The organism is Amycolatopsis sp. 195334CR (assembly GCF_017309385.1).
In the GTDB taxonomy this organism is placed as follows: domain Bacteria; phylum Actinomycetota; class Actinomycetes; order Mycobacteriales; family Pseudonocardiaceae; genus Amycolatopsis.
Window position 1 is genome coordinate 2,522,634 of sequence record NZ_JAFJMJ010000001.1, and the last position, 18,704, is coordinate 2,541,337.

Annotated in this window: 16 protein-coding genes; 10 read left to right on the top strand and 6 right to left on the bottom strand. The window is 70.0% G+C overall.

The annotated features are described in order from the left end of the window. Window positions 1-41: 41 nt before the first annotated feature. On the bottom strand, window positions 42-1,112 hold the full coding sequence (locus JYK18_RS12280; RefSeq protein ID WP_307795880.1) for an ROK family transcriptional regulator: 1,071 nt from the start codon (window positions 1,110-1,112) through the stop codon (window positions 42-44). Between the two features lie 55 nt (window positions 1,113-1,167). Between JYK18_RS12280 and JYK18_RS12285 the strand changes: the two genes are divergently transcribed. Beyond that, complete coding sequence (locus JYK18_RS12285; protein ID WP_206802204.1) at window positions 1,168-2,226, top strand: Gfo/Idh/MocA family oxidoreductase; 1,059 nt, start codon at window positions 1,168-1,170, stop codon at window positions 2,224-2,226. Between the two features lie 44 nt (window positions 2,227-2,270). Next, window positions 2,271-3,143, top strand: coding sequence for an amidohydrolase family protein (locus tag JYK18_RS12290; protein ID WP_206802205.1), 873 nt, complete (start codon window positions 2,271-2,273; stop codon window positions 3,141-3,143). A gap of 1 nt (window position 3,144) precedes the next feature. Here the strand turns inward: JYK18_RS12290 and JYK18_RS12295 are convergent, their stop codons facing one another. Together JYK18_RS12295 and JYK18_RS12300 are read right to left on the bottom strand one after the other, a co-directional pair. Further along, window positions 3,145-5,796 carry a transglycosylase domain-containing protein gene (locus JYK18_RS12295; protein WP_307795881.1) on the bottom strand — a complete coding sequence of 884 codons (2,652 nt, stop codon included), beginning with the start codon at window positions 5,794-5,796 and terminating at the stop codon, window positions 3,145-3,147. 79 nt (window positions 5,797-5,875) lie between these two features. Beyond that, the gene (locus tag JYK18_RS12300; RefSeq protein WP_206802206.1) at window positions 5,876-6,280 is read right to left on the bottom strand and encodes a DUF5318 domain-containing protein; all 405 of its coding nucleotides are present in this window, start codon (window positions 6,278-6,280) and stop codon (window positions 5,876-5,878) included. 265 nt (window positions 6,281-6,545) lie between these two features. Here JYK18_RS12300 and JYK18_RS12305 point away from each other — a divergent pair, with 265 nt between their 5' ends. Together JYK18_RS12305 and JYK18_RS12310 are read left to right on the top strand one after the other, a co-directional pair. Then, entirely contained in the window at window positions 6,546-7,121 is a 576-nt protein-coding gene (locus tag JYK18_RS12305) for a PadR family transcriptional regulator (protein WP_206802207.1), read from the top strand. 52 nt (window positions 7,122-7,173) lie between these two features. Then, complete coding sequence (locus JYK18_RS12310; RefSeq protein ID WP_206802208.1) at window positions 7,174-8,259, top strand: inositol-3-phosphate synthase; 1,086 nt, start codon at window positions 7,174-7,176, stop codon at window positions 8,257-8,259. Window positions 8,260-8,305: 46 nt separating this feature from the next. Here the strand turns inward: JYK18_RS12310 and JYK18_RS12315 are convergent, their stop codons facing one another. Further along, window positions 8,306-8,950 carry a hypothetical protein gene (locus JYK18_RS12315; RefSeq protein WP_206802209.1) on the bottom strand — a complete coding sequence of 215 codons (645 nt, stop codon included), beginning with the start codon at window positions 8,948-8,950 and terminating at the stop codon, window positions 8,306-8,308. Between the two features lie 155 nt (window positions 8,951-9,105). On the opposite strand from JYK18_RS12315, the gene JYK18_RS12320 reads away from it, so the two are divergent. After that, window positions 9,106-9,534 carry a hypothetical protein gene (locus JYK18_RS12320; RefSeq protein ID WP_206802210.1) on the top strand — a complete coding sequence of 143 codons (429 nt, stop codon included), beginning with the start codon at window positions 9,106-9,108 and terminating at the stop codon, window positions 9,532-9,534. Next, window positions 9,534-9,962 (top strand): hypothetical protein, encoded by a 429-nt coding sequence (locus JYK18_RS12325; protein ID WP_206802211.1) that lies wholly within the window; start codon window positions 9,534-9,536, stop codon window positions 9,960-9,962. Before JYK18_RS12320 ends, JYK18_RS12325 begins: the two co-directional genes overlap by 1 nt. A gap of 7 nt (window positions 9,963-9,969) precedes the next feature. On the opposite strand, the gene JYK18_RS12330 is transcribed toward JYK18_RS12325, so the two are convergent. Beyond that, on the bottom strand, window positions 9,970-11,355 hold the full coding sequence (locus JYK18_RS12330) for a carotenoid oxygenase family protein (RefSeq protein WP_206802212.1): 1,386 nt from the start codon (window positions 11,353-11,355) through the stop codon (window positions 9,970-9,972). A 71-nt stretch (window positions 11,356-11,426) separates the two neighbouring features. Here JYK18_RS12330 and JYK18_RS12335 point away from each other — a divergent pair, with 71 nt between their 5' ends. Continuing rightward, window positions 11,427-12,101 carry a TetR/AcrR family transcriptional regulator gene (locus JYK18_RS12335; RefSeq protein WP_206802213.1) on the top strand — a complete coding sequence of 225 codons (675 nt, stop codon included), beginning with the start codon at window positions 11,427-11,429 and terminating at the stop codon, window positions 12,099-12,101. Here JYK18_RS12335 and JYK18_RS12340 read toward each other — a convergent pair. Further along, a complete protein-coding gene (locus tag JYK18_RS12340) occupies window positions 12,098-12,736 on the bottom strand; it encodes an HAD family phosphatase (RefSeq protein WP_206802214.1) in 639 nt (212 codons plus the stop codon). The two genes, JYK18_RS12335 and JYK18_RS12340, sit on opposite strands and share 4 nt — an antisense overlap. A gap of 329 nt (window positions 12,737-13,065) precedes the next feature. Between JYK18_RS12340 and JYK18_RS12345 the strand changes: the two genes are divergently transcribed. From JYK18_RS12345 to JYK18_RS12355, 3 genes are all read left to right on the top strand, one after another. Beyond that, window positions 13,066-14,283, top strand: a complete 1,218-nt coding sequence (locus tag JYK18_RS12345; RefSeq protein ID WP_206802215.1) for an MFS transporter — start codon at window positions 13,066-13,068, stop codon at window positions 14,281-14,283. Between the two features lie 89 nt (window positions 14,284-14,372). Further along, entirely contained in the window at window positions 14,373-16,424 is a 2,052-nt protein-coding gene (locus JYK18_RS12350; RefSeq protein ID WP_206802216.1) for a PhoX family phosphatase, read from the top strand. Window positions 16,425-16,587: 163 nt separating this feature from the next. Continuing rightward, a complete protein-coding gene (locus JYK18_RS12355; RefSeq protein WP_206802217.1) occupies window positions 16,588-18,669 on the top strand; it encodes a PhoX family phosphatase in 2,082 nt (693 codons plus the stop codon). The last annotated feature ends 35 nt before the right edge of the window (window positions 18,670-18,704 follow it).

The following is an 18,704-nucleotide window of genomic DNA, read 5'->3' on the forward strand; positions in this document are numbered from 1 at the left end:
GGATGGTATCCACGCCGACGGTGACGCGCCGGTGAACCTCGCTAGACGCCCGGCTCGGCGTAGAACCGGGCCAGCACCTCGGCGGCGGCACCAGCCGCGACCAGGCGATCGTCGTGTTCGGCGAGCACCAGGTCGATCTTCTGCCACCCGGGCAGCGGCAGCGAGGCCCGCAGCTGGGCGTCGATCCGATCCCGGTACAGCTCCGGCCGGTCACGCACAGCGAGCACGATCTGCTCCAGGTCGAGCAGCTGCACCAGGTCGACCAGCCCCACCCCGAGCAGCCGCGCGGCCTCGCCGGGATCACCGCGCCGGACGGCGGCGTTGTGCAGCACCTCGATGCAGCCACGGCGGCCGCACGGACAGCGCGGGCCGTCGTGCGCGATGGTGGTGTGCCCGAACTCCCCCGCGTTGGTGCGCGGCCCGCGGTAGACCCGGCCGTCGATCAGCAGCCCGGCGCCGATCCCGGTGCCGACCAGCACCACGGCCACCGCGCGCGCCGGGGTCTCCGCCCGCCAGGCGTACCCGGCGGCGGCCGCGTTCGTGTCCTTGTCCAGCAGCACCGGCAGCCCGGTGGCCTCGGTGAGCAGGTCCCGCAGCGGCACCTCGTGCCAGCCGGGCAGGTTGGTCGCCTCGCGCAGCACGCCGGTGGTGTGGTCCAGCGGCCCGAGCGCGCCGACGCCGAGGCCGAGCAGGGTGTCCACCCGCAGACCGTCCACACAGGACTTGATCGCGGCGATGGCGTCGGCCGGGGTGAACGCGTCGGGCAGGTCACGGGTCTCTTCCGCGACCACCGCGCCGAGCAGGTCGGTGCGCACCACGCGCAGTTCGTCCCGGTCGAGCTGGGCGCCGAGCGCGTGCCGCGCGCCGGGCCGGATGCGCAGCCGCGTGCGGGGTTTGCCGACCCCGCGCGACGGTTCGCGCTCCTCGTCGAGAATGCCCGCTTCGAGCAGGGCGGGCACGATCTTGGAGACGCCCTGCTGGGTCAGCCCGCTGCGCTCGGCCAGTTCGATCCGGCTGAGCCCGCCGGCGCGGCGGATCTCGCCGAGCAGCAGCGCCTGGTTGTGCTCGCGCAGGCCGCGCAGGTTCACCCCGGCCCTGATCTCGGTCTCCACCGGCTGATCCTCGCACGTCTTGCCATTAATCAACAGTGTTGTTTTAATGAGGACCATGGCTGACTTGCGAGCGGGAATCATCGGCTACGGCACCGGCGGACGGGTGTTCCACGCCCCGCTGGTGGCCGCGACCCCCGGCCTGAGCGTCGCGGCGATCGTCACCGGCAACGCCGCGCGCGCGGAGCAAGCCGCTGCCGACCACCCCCGCGCGGAGGTCCTCGGCGACGCCGACGAGCTGTACTCGCGCGACCTCGACCTGATCGTGGTCAGCACGCCGAACCGGACGCACGTGCCGCTCGCGCTGCAGGCCATCGAGCACGGCGTGCCGGTGGTGGTGGACAAGCCGTTCGCGCCGACCGCCGCCGAGGGGCAGCGGGTGATCGACGCGGCCGCCGCGGCCGGCGTCGGGCTCACCGTGTTCCAGAACCGCCGCTGGGACTCCGACTTCCGGACCGTGCGCAAGGTGCTCGAATCCGGTGAACTCGGTGACGTCTTCCGCTTCGAATCGCGGTACGACCGCTGGGTGCCGAAGCTGCGCGACAGCTGGCGCGAGTTCGCCGACCCCGCCGAGGCGGGCGGGCTGCTCTACGACCTCGGCGCGCACATCGTGGACCAGGCGCTCCAGCTGTTCGGCCCGGTCACCGAGGTCTACGCCGAACTCGACAAGCGGCGTGAGGGCAGCGCCGTGCACGACGACGTCTTCGTCGCGCTGACGCACGAGAACGGCGTCCGCTCGCACCTGTGGACCTCGGCGCTCGCAGCCACGCTGAACCCGCGGTTCCGGGTGCTCGGCAACCGCGCCACCTTCACCAAGTACGGCCTGGACGTGCAGGAACCGCAGATCAAGGCGGGCATGAAGCCGGGACAGGCGGGCTGGGGCGTCGAGCCGGAAAGTGATTACGGCGTAATCGGCACCGGAGACGACACCCACCGCGTACTGACCGAAACCGGGCAGTACGAGCAGTTCTACGCCGAGGTCGCGGCCGCGCTGCGCGGCGAGGGCGCCTTCCCGGTCGACCCGGCATCCGCGGTGGAGGCGCTCGCGGTGATCGAAGCGGCCGGGGTGTCCGGAGTGGAACGACGCGTGGTGCGGACCCCACCGCGGAAGGGGTAGCACGCAGTAGGGATTCGAGCGCCGGGATCACGGACAGTCAAGGGATGACCCCCGTGGACCTGGCGTTCCTGCACGCCACCGTCATCGACGCCACCGGCGGCCGCCCGCGGCCGGACGCGACGCTCGTGGTGCGGGACGGCCGGATCACCGCGCTCGGGCGGTTCGGCGACACGCACGTGCCGCGCGGGGTGCGGAAGGTGGAGCTGCCAGGGAAGTTCGTCGTGCCGGGGTTGTGCGATGTGCGGGTGCACGGCGGTGACCCGGCCCTGTTCCTGGCGAACGGCGTCACCACGGTCCGGCCGCCGCTGCCGCCGCGCCGGGTTCCGCTGGACCCGGCGGAGTTCGTGCGCCCGCCCTCGCCCCACATCCCCACGCTCTCGCGCTACTCCGTGCTCGACCGGCCGTCGCTGCTCTCGGCGGACGACTACCGGCTGAAGTACCTGTCACCCACCGAGCGGGACGGCTGGCGGTGGGCACTGGAGAAGCTGCGGCGGAAACCGGACCGGGCCGCGTTGTTCGCGCACCGGCTGCGGTTCACCGGCGCACTGCACCGGGCGGGCGTGCCGCTGCTGGCCGGCACGGACACCGGGATGCCGTGGGTCTTCCCGGGTTTCGCCCTGCACGAGGAACTCGCGTTCCTGGTCGAGGCGGGGTGCACGCCGATGCAGGCGCTGCAGGCGGCGACCAGGGAACCGGCGCGGTACCTTGGCCGCTCGGCCACCCACGGCACCATCGCCGTCGGCAAGGTGGCGGACCTGCTCGTCCTGGACGCCGACCCGTTGCTGGACATCCGGAACACCCGCAAGGTCCACTCGGTGCTTTCCGGCGGCACGCACCTCACCCCGACCGCCAGGGCCCAGCTGCTGGTGACCGAAAAATGGGGCGCTGCCCGGCAGGCAGCGCCCCATTCGCGGTGATTCAGTTGTCGTCGGGATCTCGGCCGTTGGCCGGGTCACCGTTCCCGTGGCCGGGCAGCCCCGGAATGGACGGCTTGCCCGAACTGCTCGGCTTGCCCGACGGCTCCTCCTCCGGCGTCGACGGCTCCGTCGACCCGCTCGGCGGGGCCGACGACGGCGGCGCGCTCGGCTGCTGCGACTTCGACGGGTTCGACGGCGGGGCCGTCGGCACCGTGCGCCCGATCAGCTTCACGTCGGAGAACTTCTCCTTCGGCTTCCCCTTCAGGTAGCCGTCCATGAACTTCTTCCAGATCTCGCCGGGCAGGTCCTTGCCGTAGATCTTCTTCTTGTTCGCCATCCGGATGACCTTGTCGGCCTCCGTGCCCACCCAGGCGCTCGCCGAGACGAGCGGTGAGTAGCCCACCATCCACGCCTGCGAGTTCTCGTTGCCCAGGCTGTCCGGCTCGCCCTGCTTCGGCGTGTACTGGTGCGTCCCGGTCTTGCCGGCGCAGTCGTACCCGCCGGCGCAGGCCAGCTTCGAGTACGGCAGCACCGGAACCAGCGACTTCGTCACGTTCCCGGCGATCTGCTTGCTCTTCTCCGGGTCGTTCTCGGCGAACGCGGGCTTGTCGTTGACCTCGGCCTCGTAGACCACCTCGTCGCGCGAGTTCAGCACCTTCGAGACGAAGTGGTAGTCCCGCTGCATGCCGTCCGCGGCGAAGGTCGCGTAGGCCGCCGCCATCTCGGCGGGCGTCACCTCCGCGCCCCGGCCACCACCGATGGAGAGGTTGTTGTCGGCGTCGGTCAGCGGGGCCTTGACCCCGGCCTGGTGCGCCGCGTCGACGACCTCCTCGACCCCGGTCTGGCGGGCCACGAAGTCGTAGAACACGGTGTTGACCGACTTCTCCATCGCCTCCGCGACCGAGCACTGCGCACTGCAGTCCACGCCCTCGGAGTTGCGCACGGTGGCGTTCTGGATCTTCCGCGGCGACGAGCCGTCGTAGGTCTCACCGAGGCCCTTGCCCGTCTTCAGCAGCGCGACCAGGTCGAACGGCTTGAACGAGGAGCCCGGTGGTCTCGCGGTGTTGGCCCAGTCGCGCTGGTCCTCCTTGGTGTTCGGCCCGCCGTAGTAGGCGAGCACGCCACCGGTCTTCGGATCGATTGCGACCAGTGCTTCCCGCAGGTCCTGCGGCTGGTCCTTCATCACCTCGTCGACCGTCTTGATGGCCAGGTCCTGCGCCTTGGGGTCGACCGTGGTGTAGATCTTGTAGCCACCGGACTGGATCTTGTCCTCGGTGATGCCCTTGGACTCCAGCTCGTCCACGATCCGGTTCTTCACCAGCAGGTTCGGCCCGGTGATGGTCTGCTTGCGCACGTCGTCCAGCGGCCGCGGCTCGGGGAAGGTGGCCTGCGCGCGCTCGGCGGGCGTCATCCACTGGTTCTCCACGATGCGGTCCATCGCCACGCGCCAGCGCTCCTCGGCCACCGCGCGGTTCTCCGACCGGCCCGGCTGCTGGATCAGCCCGGCCAGCAGCGCGGCTTCGGAGGTGGTCATGTCCTTGGCGTCCTTGCCGAAGAACGACTGCGCCGCGGTCTGGATGCCGTACGCCCCACGACCGAAGTAGATCGTGTTCAGGTACGCGGTGATGATCTCGTCCTTGTCGTACTGCTTGTTCATCTTGAAGGACTTGACCAGCTCGGTGGCTTTACGGGTGAGGGTGCCCTCGTCGTTCTCGGTGGCCTTCTTCACGTACTGCTGGCTGATCGTCGAACCACCACCGACACCGCCGGTGACCTGGTTGTAGACCGCCCGCAGGATGCCGGTGATGTCGAACCCGGAGTTCGTCTCGAAGGTGGCGTCCTCGGTGGCGTAGATCGCCCGGCGCACGTTCTGCGGGATCTGCTCGGGTTCGAGCATCACCCGGTTCCCGCCCTGCGGGATGTCCTTGCCCAGCTCCGACTCGTCGGCGAAGTAGTAGGTGACCACCTTGTCCTGCTTGGCGGCGACCTCCTGCGGCGTGGGCACGTCGACGGTGAAGTAGAGCACGGTGAACGCCGCGGCGGGCGCCACCACGAACAGGCCGACGAGCACGTAGAGCACCCGCCGCACCCGCTTCCAGCGGCGGCGCTTGCGCATCGCCGGGCTCAGCTGCTTCTTGTCACCGCTGTCACTGCCGTCACCGTCGGCGCCGAACTCGTTGAACGCGGCCTGGTTGTCGTCGGCGGGCCAGCTGTCGCGGCGGTCGTAGTCGTCGTAACCGTCGTCGGGGAAGCCGGTGCCGTTGTGCTCGTGGTGCGTGATCAGCTCGGGCTCGCGCTCCGGCGTCGGCGGCACGAAGCTCGTCGGCTCCTCCTGGCGCGGGGGCTGCTGCTGGCGTCGCGGGGGCAGCGGGGGCTGTCCCGGCGGCGGCGGCCGGTACCCGCCACCGTGCTGCTGGCGCGGGGGCGGCGGCTGCCGGTCCTCCTGCGGCCAGCCGGGCTGACCGCCACCGGCGGGCGGGCCGTTGCGCGGGCGGCCGCGGCCGCCCTGCTCACCCGGCCACTGCGGTTCGTCACCGGCCGGCCACTCGGGGTTGCCGCGCCGGGGGGCGCGGTTCTCGCCACCGGGCCACTGTGGGTTGTCCCACTGCCCCGGTTCCTCTTCCGGCCACCCTCGGCCGTACTGATCATTCACGGAAAGGCCTCCCAGATCGGCGTTTCGGGGGACGCCGTTCTGTGGTCATCGGTTCTCGCTTGCCCCTGTGACGCTGGGATCACTGCCCGGCCGACCTCCGCGGCCGGGTGCGTGGTTGTGGTTGTCCGGTCCCAAGGACGTATGACTGCACCAGGTGGTTCCAGCCGCACGTCCGGCAGACCTCAACCACGTACACGGTGAACTCGGCGAAATGGTTGGCCATTCTCGCCAGTTCTTCCGGAGCCCGCGCCGAACCCGAGGCGTGCTTCAGCTCGTCGCCGTACACCCAGGAGACCTCGGTGAGCAGCTCCCTGCGGCACACGGGGCAGTCCGCCTGGCCGGGGCTGCCGTGGAACTTGGCCGCCCTGAGCAGGTACGGAGTCGCGTCGCACACCTCCGCGGTGCCGACGCGCCCCGAGTAGACCTCGGCGAGCAGCGCGCGGCGCTGCAACGCGTAGTCCACGATCTGCCGGTGGGTTCGCACGCTGACAGAGTACGTGTCCCGGCCACCGCGACGATGAGCCGTTCTGCCTAGCGCTCCGCGGCCCGGCAGCGACACGCCGACGGGCTGATAACGCTCTGATGAATTCCACTGGTGTGATTCGGCGCCCAACGGGTGATCGGCAGGGTTAGCTACGCCACTCCGATGTATCGGCGCGATATAGTGGACCGGTAGGTTCGGCGCGCGGATGGAGTAATACGGAGCAACGCCGTGGCGCGTCGTTTGTTCCCGGAAGGGGGTGACCGGCGTGCTGGAGTTCGCGGTGCTGGGACTGCTGCACGAGGCACCCATGCACGGTTACGTGCTGCGCAAGCGGCTGCACGAAACCCTCGGCATGTTCCGCACCTTCTCCTACGGCTCGCTGTACCCGACCTTGCGGCGGTTGCAGCGGGCGGGCTTCATCGTCGAGGAGGCCGGCGAAGCCCCGGCGCCCGATCCCGCCGCTCGAGCACAGAGCCGTGCGTGGGCGGCCCGCCGCGGGAAGCGGGTGTACAAGCTGACCGCCGAGGGCAAGGAGCGGTTCGCCGAGCTGCTCGGTGACGCCGGTCCGCAGACCTGGGACGACGAGGGTTTCGGCGTCCACCTCGCGTTCTTCTCCCGGACACCGGCCGACGTCAGGATGCGCATCCTGGAAGGTCGCCGCCGCCGGGTCGAGGAGCGGCGCGAGGGACTGCGGGCGGCCATGGCCAGGGCCGAGGAGAGGATCGACCGCTACACCCGCGAGCTGCACCGGCTTGGCCTGGAAAGCAGCGAACGAGAAGTGCGCTGGCTCAACGAGCTGATCGCGCACGAGCAGGCCGAGCAGCGGGCGCAGGAGCCCTGAGCGGCGCTCGGTCACTACCTACGTGAAGAACGAAACCAAAGGAGAATCCGGCATGGGCGAGAACCGCCGCAGCGTTCGGGTGGCCATCGTTGGCGTCGGCAACTGTGCCGCATCGCTGGTGCAGGGTGTGCAGTACTACCGCGACGCCGATCCCGCCTCGCGCGTGCCCGGTCTGATGCACGTCCAGTTCGGCGAGTACCACGTGCGCGACATCGAGTTCGCCGCCGCCTTCGACGTGGACGCCAAGAAGGTCGGGCGCGACCTGAGCGAAGCCATCGTCGCCAGCGAGAACAACACCATCAAGATCGCCGACGTCCCGCCGCTCGGGGTCACCGTGCAGCGCGGGCACACCCTCGACGGGCTCGGCCGGTTCTACCGGGAGACCGTGGAGGAGTCCGACGAGCAGCCTGCCGACGTGGTCGCCGTCCTGCGCGAGGCCGAGGTCGACGTGCTGGTCTCCTACCTGCCGGTGGGCTCGGAGGAAGCCGACAAGTTCTACGCGCAGGCCGCCATCGACGCGGGCGTCGCCTTCGTCAACGCGCTGCCGGTGTTCATCGCCTCCGACCCCGAATGGGCGAAGAAGTTCACCGACGCGGGGGTCCCGATCGTCGGCGACGACATCAAGTCCCAGGTCGGCGCCACCATCACGCACCGCGTGCTGGCGAAGCTGTTCGAGGACCGCGGGGTGCAGCTCGACCGCACCATGCAGCTCAACGTGGGCGGGAACATGGACTTCCTGAACATGAAGGAGCTGGAGCGGCTCGAGTCCAAGAAGATCTCCAAGACCCAGTCGGTCACCTCGCAGGTCGATCGGGACCTCGGCAAGGGCAACGTGCACATCGGCCCGTCCGACTACGTGCAGTGGCTCGACGACCGCAAGTGGGCCTACGTCCGCCTCGAGGGCCGCGCCTTCGGTGACGTGCCGCTGAACATGGAGTACAAGCTCGAGGTCTGGGACTCGCCGAACTCGGCGGGCATCATCATCGACGCGGTGCGGGCCGCGAAGATCGCCAAGGACCGCGGCATCGGCGGGCCGATCCTGTCGGCCTCCTCCTACTTCATGAAGTCGCCGCCGGAGCAGTACGACGACGCCACCGCGCGCGACGCCGTCGAGAAGTTCATCGCCGGCGAGAACTGACCGTGACGACGGTGGCTTCCGGGACGCCCCGGAAGCCACCGTCGCGTCACGCGAACGGCGAGCAGGACACCCGGCCGATCGCGGCGTGCCCGCGCGGGCTGTCGTCGGCGCCGTAGAGGTAGACGTGCATGGCGGTCAGGTCGAGGCCGCCGTGGCCGTCCTTGAGCGTCTCGCGGAAGACCACCTTCGCCTTGGCCGCGGCGCCGTGCAGGGTGCCGTTGATCCAGACGGTCGAGTTCTCCTCGATCGGCTTCGGCGGGGTCACCCCTCTGATGTTGCGGATGGTGAACTGCGCGTACGTGGTGCCGGTGGCGGTGCCCTCGCAGGTCACCGCGTACTCGCCGGTGCGGATGCGCTGCCGGTTCGCGGTGACGAAGGCGTCCAGCTGGAAGCTGTCGCCCTCGACCTTGACCAGGTTCTTCTCCACGTCCTCGTCGTGCACGCAGGACGCGGTCGCCTCGCCGTAGCGGACGACGCCGGTCTGGCGCACCTCGGCGGAGGTGACCAGGTTCTCGCCGTAGACGTCGCAGTCGGCGAGCGGGCCGACCGGGGTGACCTGCCCGTTGCTCGCGGGCACCTGGGCCACCCCGGCGTTCCCCACCCCGTCCTCACCGACCGCGTGGGCGGGTGCCGCGAAGCCCAACGCCGCGACGACCACCGCGCCCGTGACCCCGATTCGCCGAATGAACATCACAGCCCCTTTCCCTTGCTGAAAGCCGGTGCCGGCACCAGGTAGTCGCGAGCGGGCGGACCCCGTTATCGATCTCCAGCGGTGATCACCCGTCAGAGGCGGCGGGTTCGCTCGTTCGTGCCCGCGGAACCGGGTCAGGTCAGTAGGTTGGCCCGATGAGCGAGACCCACGAGGAGCTGATCCAGCAGCTCGGCGGCGCGTTGCTGGACCTGGTGCCCGAATCGGGCTGGCGGCGGATCGACCTGGTCAGCTCGATGACCGCGGCGGCGCGGCACCTCGTCCTGACGGTGATCAACGCCGACGGCTCGCGGCCGTCGATCGCCCCGCCGGAGGAGCTGAACACGATCCTGGCGAAGCTGCGCACCCTGCTCTACCAGCCCGGTCGTGGCACCTGGTTCTCCGCGCGGATCTCGATGAACCCGCCGGGGCAGATCTTCTTCAACTACAACAACGACCACGAGCCGGTGCGCACGCCGCCGATGGAGCCGGCCCACTACGCCGAGGACCTGCGGGTGTTCCCCAGGGATCCCGAGCACATCCCCGCCTGGCTTCGCGCGAAGCTGGCGACCGAAGGGGCGAACTGATGCCGATGCCCGTGGTGCCGCTGAACGCGGCGCAGGCCAACCAGCTGCTCAAGGAGTTCACCACCTGGATGGTGCACTCGGCCCCGGCGGACTGGGAGCAGCTCTTCCTCACCTACCGCTCGGTGGGCGACTACGTGGAACTGACCGGCCAGGTGATCACCGTGGTGGGTTCGGCGAGGTCGTGGACCCCGCCCGACGGGGCCGTTGGCTTCTTCGCGGACCTGCGGGACGGCATGGCCAAACCGGGCGAGGGCGCCTGGACCACCCTCCGCTACCACCTCGCGCACCCCGGCGGGTACTCCGCCGAATACGACTGGGACGGCGAACCCGACTGGGACCACGTGCCGCCGGCGGAGTTCTTCCGGCAGGAGAGGGAGCGCTACCCGCGCACGGGCGAGCACGCGGGCTGGCTGCTCGCGCGCGGGTAGCCCACCGCTAAGCCGGGTCCCAGTTGCCGTGGAAGCCGTTGGGGACGCGGTCCGGCAGGTGCACGGCGCCGACCGTCTCCAGCGTTCCGGCGTCCAGGATGGTCAGATCGCTCTTCTGCGTCGCGGCGTCGTAGACGAAACCGAGCAGCACGCCGTCGTCCTCACCGGCGTCCACAGTGGACGGCACGAAGACGAACTCGCCGACCTGGCTGCCTTCGCCGAATTCCCGACGCTGCACCGAGCGCTGCCACAGATCGTGCTTGAGCAGCGCGCCCGACGACTTCGATCCGTCCCTTGTGGACACCGAGTAGCCGAAGCGGTGCTGCCGCCCGACCAGTCGCTCGTCCACCCGCGGGAACTCCTGCCCCTGGTCGTCGAGCCGCTCCTCGAGCACCTTGCCCGCGGTCAGGTCCACCGTCCACCGGTCCAGTGAAGGCGGTCCCTCGGCCGGGCCCTGCAGTTCGGTGTCGAACATCTTCGGGTGCCGGACGACGTCGAGCACGATGCTGTCGCCGTCGTCGTAGGCGTTCATCGGGTGGAACACGTAGCACGGCTCGACCTCGAACCACCGCACGTCGCCGTTGCCGCCTTCCCGTGGCATCACGCCGATCCGCGCCGGGTAGTCCGGGTTCCAGCGGTACGGGAGGCCGGCGTTGCCGGTGATCCGCTCGCGCAGCACCGCGCTGACCGGGTCGGGCACCTTCACCTTGCCCACGAACGCCGACACCACCAGCCGCGCCGGCGTGCGCAGGATGGCGGGCACCGACGCGGCGACCGCCTGCTCGGTGTGGAAGGTGACCGGGAGGTCGTAGAAGACCACGTACTTCTCGGTCAGCGAGAAGTCGTGCATCATCGGCGATCCGGTGACCTCGATGTCGACCGTGCGCCGCGCCCGCCCGGCCGCGTCGATCACCGAGTACTGCACCTTGTTGCCCCAGCCGAAGAAGTACGACACGGCGTGCAGCTCACCGGTCGCCGGATCGCGTTTGGGGTGGGCGGTGTAACCGCCGGGCAGGGTGCCGTCGAAGTCGCAGGCACCCACCGTGTCGAGCTCGTCGGTCAGTTCGAAGTTGGGCACGCCGCCCTCGATCAGCGCGAGGGTCTTGCCCGCGTGGCCGATGACGTTCGTGTTGGCGCCCATGGACGAACCCCCGCGCACCCAGCGGTTGCGGTACCACTCGGCGCGGCCGTCGCGCAGCCGCACGCCGTGGACCATGCCGTCACCCATGAACCAGTGGTAGGTCGCGGGATCCACCTCGGACAGCGGGTTCGGCCCGTTGCGCAGGTAGCGCCCGTCGAGCCAGTCCGGCACGTGCCCGGTGACGCGCAGTTCGGTGATCGTGTGCTCGCGGCTGACCGGAGCGAAGTTTCCGTCGAGGAACCTGTTGCCCATCGTTGGCCCCCTAGTGGCTCATAACGAGGTTATGTCCTCTTGTATAACAAGGTTATGAGATACTGGCAAGCATGTCGCCCAAACCCGCCGCCGAGGTCAAGGCCGCGCTGCTCGACGCCGCGATCCGGCTGCTCGCGCACGGCGGCCCGGAAGCGCTGCAGGCGCGCAAGCTCGCGGCCGAGATCGGGGCGTCGACCATGGCCGTGTACACCCACTTCGGCGGGATGGGCGCGCTGGTGGACGAGGTCGCGCGCGAGGGCTTCCGCCGGCTTTCGGCGAACCTCGGCGAGGTCCGCGACACCGACGACCCGGTGGCCGACGTCCTCACCCTGGCGCTGGCGTACCGGCGGACCGTGGTGGAGAACCCGCAGCTCTACGCGGTGACCTTCGGCCAGAGCCAGCCGAACGGGCAGAAGGTCGCGCCGGGCGACATGACCAGCGAAGAGAGCAGGCGGCACCTCAGCGAAGAGGGCATGGAGGCGTTCGGTTACCTGGTGCGCGGCGCGGACCGGGTGATCAAGGCGGGCCGGTTCCGCCCCGCCTCGGAGTTCGCCGTCGCCGCGCAGCTGTGGAGCGCGGTGCACGGCTACGTCACCCTGGAGGTCGCGGGCCACTTCGGCGACGGCGACAACGGGGTCGACCAGGTCCTGATCCCGCTGGCCCTCGCGCTGGGCGTCGGCCTCGGTGACGACCTCGAAGCCGCGACGCGGTCCGCGGAAGTCGCGATCGAGGCGTGGCGCGGTTAGGCGTCCAGTGCCGCCGGGAGCTCGGTGATGTCCGCCAGCACCTGGGTCCGCTCGAGCACTTCGGGGTCGGGCGGGAAGTGCGGGTTCGGCACGGCGTAGACCGTCATGCCCGCGGCCAGCGCGGACTTCAGGCCGTTCGTGGTGTCCTCGACGGCCGCGCAGTTCGCCGCGTCGACGCCGAGTTGCCTGGCTGCTTCGAGGTACACGTCAGGCGCGGGTTTGCCGGCGTCGACCTGCTGGCTCGACAACGCGACGCGCACCAGCCCAGTCAGCGAGGTGGCTTCGAGGAATGCCTGGATCAGCACCGGCGGCGAGGAACTGGCGATGGCCACGGGATACCGCTCGCCCACCGCGCGGACCGCCTCCGGCCCGCCCGCGATGATCGGCGGCCCCTCGGCGTAGCGCTGCCGCATGCCGTCGATCACCACCTCGGCGACCTCGTCCGCGGTGAGCTCGACGCCCAGTTCGTCGACCAGGTGGCGTGCCCATTCCGGGGTGCTCATGCCCTGCAACGCCCTGGTCGTCCCGTCGGCCCACACGCCCCCGTGCGCGGCGACCACCGAGCGCCGCACCTCGTCCCAGGTGCGCTCGGAGTCGACCAGTACCCCGTCGAGATCAAAAACCACCGCGTCCACGGGAGCGACGCTACCGGTTGGGCGGGACCACCGACGCGAGCTCGCGCCACGACACGACACCGGGACGGCCGTTGACGAGCACCGCTGGCGAGCATCTTCGTGGCCCCGGCGGACTTGCCCAGGATCCGGCCGGTCTCGTCGAACGCCTCCATGCCCAGTCCGCCCGTGTAGAACGCCAGCGCGCGCTGGGTCAGCTCGGGTCGCCGATATGACGAGCGCGGGCCAGGAGAGGTAGCAGCGCTCCCTGTGCGCGGGGTTACTTGGACATGCTCAGCATATTTAGTTAGCATGGCTAAGTAATACCGTCGTGAGGAGGAGGCAACGCGCGGATGAGCGCCGGAAACCACGGGAGTCTGCTGGCCGCGATCAAGGGACAGCCCAAGCAGGTCTGGATCACCGCGTTCGCCGCGGTCATCGCCTTCATGGGGATCGGGCTGGTCGACCCGATCCTGCTCTCCATCGCCGAGGGCCTGCGCGCTTCCCCGTCCGAGGTGACCCTGCTGTTCTCCTCCTACCTGGGCGTGCAGGTGGTGGCGATGCTGTTCACCGGCGCGATGAGCGCGCGGTTCGGGGCCAAGCGGACCGTGCTCACCGGGCTCACGCTGATCGTGGTGGCCACCGCCCTGTGCGCGGCCGCCGGGTCGATCGAGCAGCTGGTCGGGCTGCGCGCGGTCTGGGGCCTCGGCAACGCCTTCTTCATCGCCACCGCGCTCTCGGTGATCGTCGGCGCGGCCACCGGCGGGCAGGCGGGCGCGATCCTGCTCTACGAGGCCGCGCTGGGCGTGGGCCTGTCGGTCGGGCCGCTGCTGGGCGCGCTGCTCGGCAACATCTCGTGGCGCGGCCCGTTCCTCGGCACCGCGGTGCTGATGGCCGGTGCGCTGGTGCTGTGCTCGCTGTTCCTCAAGAGCGACAAGGACGAACAGCGTCCGCGCGTCCGCCTGCTCGACCCGATCCGCGCGCTCGGGCACGGCGGTCTCCTGCGGACCTCGATCGGTTCGGCGCTCTACACCGCCGCGTTCTTCGCCGTGCTCGCGTGGTCCCCGTTCGTGCTGGAGTGGAGCGCGATCGCGGTCGGGCTGGTGTTCTGCGGCTGGGGCCTGTGCGTGGCGGTGGCCGGGGTGGTCTTCGCCCCGAAGCTGGCGGCCAAGCTCGGTGAACGGCACGCGACCGTGGTGGCCGTGCTGGCCTACGCGGTGCTGCTGGCGGTGATGATGGTGCCGAGCAAGCCGGTGCTGGTGGTCGCGATCATCGCCTCCGGCCTGGTGTCCGGCCTGCTGAACACGCTGTTCACCGGGACCGCGATGTCGGTCAGCGACGCGCCGCGGCCGGTGGCCAGCGCGGGGTACAATTTCCTCCGCTGGATGGGTGGCGCGGTCGCGGCCACCGTGGTCGGGCACGTGGCCGAGTGGTTCGGTTCGCCGCAGGCGCCGTTCCTGGCCGCCGCCGTCCTCTGTGTACTGGCGGGCGGGCTGCTGGCGATCAAGCAGCGCACCCCGGACTCGCACCGGGTCCCGGCCACCGCGGCACTGGTCGGGGAAGAATTCTGATGAACGACAGGTGAACAACCGACCAACGGAGGGATGGCCTCCGTTGGCCGGTTGGCCTAGCGTCGGACCCCCGAACCTGGAGGTCCGCGTTGAAGTTCCTGCCGTTGCTCACCGGCCACTCACCCAGCCGCGCGGCCGTCACCTGCACCTACCGCTGCGGGGACGCCTGCTTCCACGAAGTGCCCAACACCTCGGCGAACCCCACCTTCGCCGACGTGCTGGCCGAGGTCAGCCGCCGAGGCGCGCTGAAGGCGGGCGCGGTGGTCGCGCTGGCCACCGGCGGGCTGGCGGCCACGGCCGCCCCCGCGCTCGCCGCTCCCGATCAGGAGCAGGGCCGCCCCAAGCCGCCCCCCGGCCTGGACTTCCAGCGGGTCGAACCGAACACTTTGGACGCCGTGGTGGTGCCGGAGGGCTACGAACAGGGCATCGTGATCCGCTGGGGCGACCCGGTGCTGCCGGGCGCGCCCGCCTGGGACATCACGAAGCAGACCGGCGACGCGCAGGCCAAGCAGTTCGGTTACAACTGCGACTTCGCCGCGCTCCTGCCGTTCGACCACGCCGGCCTCGCGTCGCTGCTGGTGACGAACCACGAGTACACCACCGAGACGCACATGTTCCCCGGCTACGACGAGGACAACCCGACCGAGGAACAGGTCAAGGTGGCCTGGGCGGCACACGGGCTGACCGTGGTCCTGGTGACCCGGACGCCGTGGAGCGGGCAGTTCAAGCCCCAGCTGTCGCGGTTCAACCGGCGCATCACGCTGCACACGCCGTTCAAGGTGACCGGCCCGGCCGCGGGCAGCGACCTGCTCAAGACCTCCGCCGACCCGACCGGCACGGTGGTGTTCGGCACGATGAACAACTGCGCCGGCGGGGTCACGCCGTGGGGCACCATCCTGTCCGGCGAGGAGAACGTCAACCAGTACTTCGCCAACGCCGACCTGGTGGCCGACGAGCAGACCAGGAAGCGGCTCGCGCGCTACGGCATCAAGGGCACCGAGACCGTGCGGAAGTGGGAGCGCTTCGACTCCCGGTTCGACCTGACCCAGCAGGTCAACGAGGCGAACCGGTTCGGCTGGGTGATCGAGCTGGACCCGCACGACCCGGGGAGCACGCCGGTCAAGCACACCCACCTCGGCCGGTTCAAGCACGAGACGGCGAACATCCGGATCGCCGATGACGGCCGCGTGGTCGCCTACTCCGGTGACGACGAGCGCTTCGAGTACATCTACAAGTTCATCTCGAACGGCAAGGTCAAGAAGGGCGACAGCACGCACGCCCGCCGCCACAACATGACCCTGCTCGACGACGGCACGCTGTACGTCGGCCGGTTCACCGGTGACTCCCCGGCCGCCGAGATCGACGGCACCGGGAAGCTGCCCAGCGACGGCGAGTTCGACGGCAGCGGCGAGTGGATCCCGCTGGCCGCGGGCAACAGGTCCTTTGTGGACGGCATGACCGCCGAAGAGGTGTACGTGTTCACCCGGGAGGCGGCGGACAAGGTCGGCGCCACCAAGATGGACCGGCCCGAGGACATCCAGGCGCACCCGAAGACCGGCCGGATCTACTGCGCGCTGAGCAACAACGTCGAGCGCGGGAACCCCGGCAAGGAGGGCGCCACCGAGCCGAACCCGCGGCTGAACAACAAGCACGGCCAGGTGCTGGAGTTCGAGGAGGCGGGCGGCGACGCGCTGGCGCTCAAGTTCAGCTGGCGGCTGTTCCTGGTCTGCGGGGACCCGTCGGCGCCGGACACCTACTTCGCCGGGTTCCCGAAGGACCAGGTCTCGCCGATCTCCAGCCCGGACAACGTGGCCTTCGACCGGCACGGCAACCTGTGGATCTCCACCGACTCCGCCGGAGCGCTCGGCATCAACGACGGGCTCTACGGCGTTCCGCTGGACGGCAAGCAGCGCGGCAACCTCAAGCTGTTCCTGACCGTGCCGAAGGGTGCCGAGACCTGCGGCCCGATCGTCGGCGACAAGGTAGTCACTGTCTGTGTTCAGCACCCCGGTGAAGTGGACGGCGCGAGTGCCGACAACCCCGCCTCGCACTGGCCCGACGGCGGTTCCAGCGTGCCGAGGCCCTCGGTGGTGGCGGTCTGGAAGCCCGGGCGGCACGGTCTGTCCGATATCGGCGGTTGACCTCGGTTCACGGTGAATGACCTGGTCAACGTGGGGTGGCGCACGTTCTTGCGGGCGGTGCGCCACCCCGTGTTCGGGCGCTGTTCACCTTGAAGTCGGAGCGGGCTCTCCTTGGTCGCTTAACGTCACGGCGTTCCCCTGACTGGACCACCATGGAGGCACCGTGTCCGTCGAGCCCCAGCGGCTCCTGCCGTTGCTCACCTCGCACCCCGGCGGCCGCTCGTCGGTCACCTGTGAGTACCGCTGCGGCAACGCCTGCGCGCACCCCGAACCGAACACCTCCGACAACGAGTACTTCGGCGACGTCGCGAAGAACGTGCTTTCGCGCCGTGGCGCGCTGAAGGCCAGCGCGGTGATGGCCGCGGCCGCCGGCGGGTTCGCCGCGCTGTCCGGCACCGCCGCCGCTGCCCCGGTCGAAGCGCAGGGGCGCGGCAAGCCGTCGAAGAAGGTACCCGGCACCGACTTCGACCCGGTCCCGCCGAACACCAACGACGCGGTCACCATCCCGCCCGGTTACGACCAGAACGTGGTCATCCGCTGGGGCGACGCGGTGGTGCCCGGCGCGCCGAAGTTCGACTTCAACAAGCAGACCGCGGCCGCGCAGGAGAAGCAGTTCGGCTACAACAACGACTTCGTCGGGCTGATCCCGCAGGACCCGCTGGGCATCGCGAACCTGCTCGTGGCCAACCACGAGTACACCACCGAGGTGCACATGTTCCCGGTGGACCAGTACGACCCGAACAACCCGACCGAGGAGCAGGTCAAGATCGCCTGGGCGGCGCACGGCCTGTCCGTGGTGCAGGCGCTGCGCGACCCGGTCCGCGGTGGCCTGCGCGTGGTGCCCAGCTCGTTCAACCGGCGCATCACGCTGAACACCGAGTTCGAGGTGCGCGGCCCGGCCGCCGGTTCGCAGTTCCTGAAGACCTCCGCCGACCCGTCGGGCAAGGTGGTCCGCGGCACGCAGAACAACTGCGCGGGCAGCGTGACCCCTTGGGGCACCGTGCTTTCCGGTGAGGAGAACGTCAACCAGTACTTCGCCAACGCCGGTGCGGTGACCGACCCGGTGCAGGCCGCGCGGCTCAAGCGCTACGGCTTCTCCGGCGCCGCGAGCACCCGCAAGTGGGAGCGGTTCGACAAGCGCTGGGACGTGACCAAGGAGCCGAACGAGCCGAACCGCTTCGGCTGGGTGGTCGAGATCGACCCGCACGACCCGCACTCGACGCCGATCAAGCACACGCACCTCGGCCGGTTCAAGCACGAGGGCGCCGCGATCAAGATCGCCGAAGACGGCCGCGTGGTCGCCTACTCCGGTGACGACGAGCGCTTCGAGTACATCTACAAGTACGTGTCGAACGGCAAGTTCAAGAAGGGCAACAGCGCACACGCCCGCCGCCACAACTCGAGCCTGCTCGACGACGGCACGCTGTACGTCGGCCGGTTCACCGGCGACTCCCCGGCCGCCGAGATCGACGGCACCGGCAAGCTCCCGGCCGACGGCGAGTTCGACGGCACCGGCGAGTGGATCCCGCTGGCCGCCGGCAACAAGTCCTTTGTGGACGGCTTCACCGCCGAGGAGGTGTACGTCTTCACCCGGCAGGCCGCGGACAAGGTGCTGCCGACGAAGATGGACCGCCCGGAGGACATCGAGCCGAACCCGGTCAACGGCCGCGTCTACTGCGCGCTGACCAACAACTCCGACCGCGGTGCCGCGGGCAAGGGCGGCCCGGACGAGGCCAACCCGCGCAACGGCAACCGCAACGGCCACGTGATCGAGTTCGAGGAGGTCGGCAGCGCCACGGCGACCAAGTTCAACTGGCGCCTGCTGCTGGTCTGCGGTGACCCGAAGACGGCCGACACCTACTTCGGCGGGTTCGACAAGTCGCAGGTCTCGCCGATCTCGTGCCCGGACAACGTGGCCTTCGACCCGCACGGCAACCTGTGGATCTCCACCGACGGCAACGCGCTCGGTTCGCACGACGGGCTGTTCTCGGTGCCGGTGACCGGTCCGGAGCGCGGCAAGGTGCAGCAGTTCCTCTCGGTGCCGACCGGCGCGGAGACCTGCGGCCCGGTGGTCACCGAGAACCTGGTGCTGGTCGCCGTGCAGCACCCCGGGGAGAACGCGCCCAACTCGGGCAGCCCCACCTCGCACTGGCCCGACGGCGGCACCACCCAGCCGCGCCCGGCCATCGTGTCGGTGTGGCGCAAGCGGGACCGCCACCTCCCCGGCAAGATCGGCATCCGCTGACCCAGCCCAATGCTATGAGTGGGGCATTACTTGCA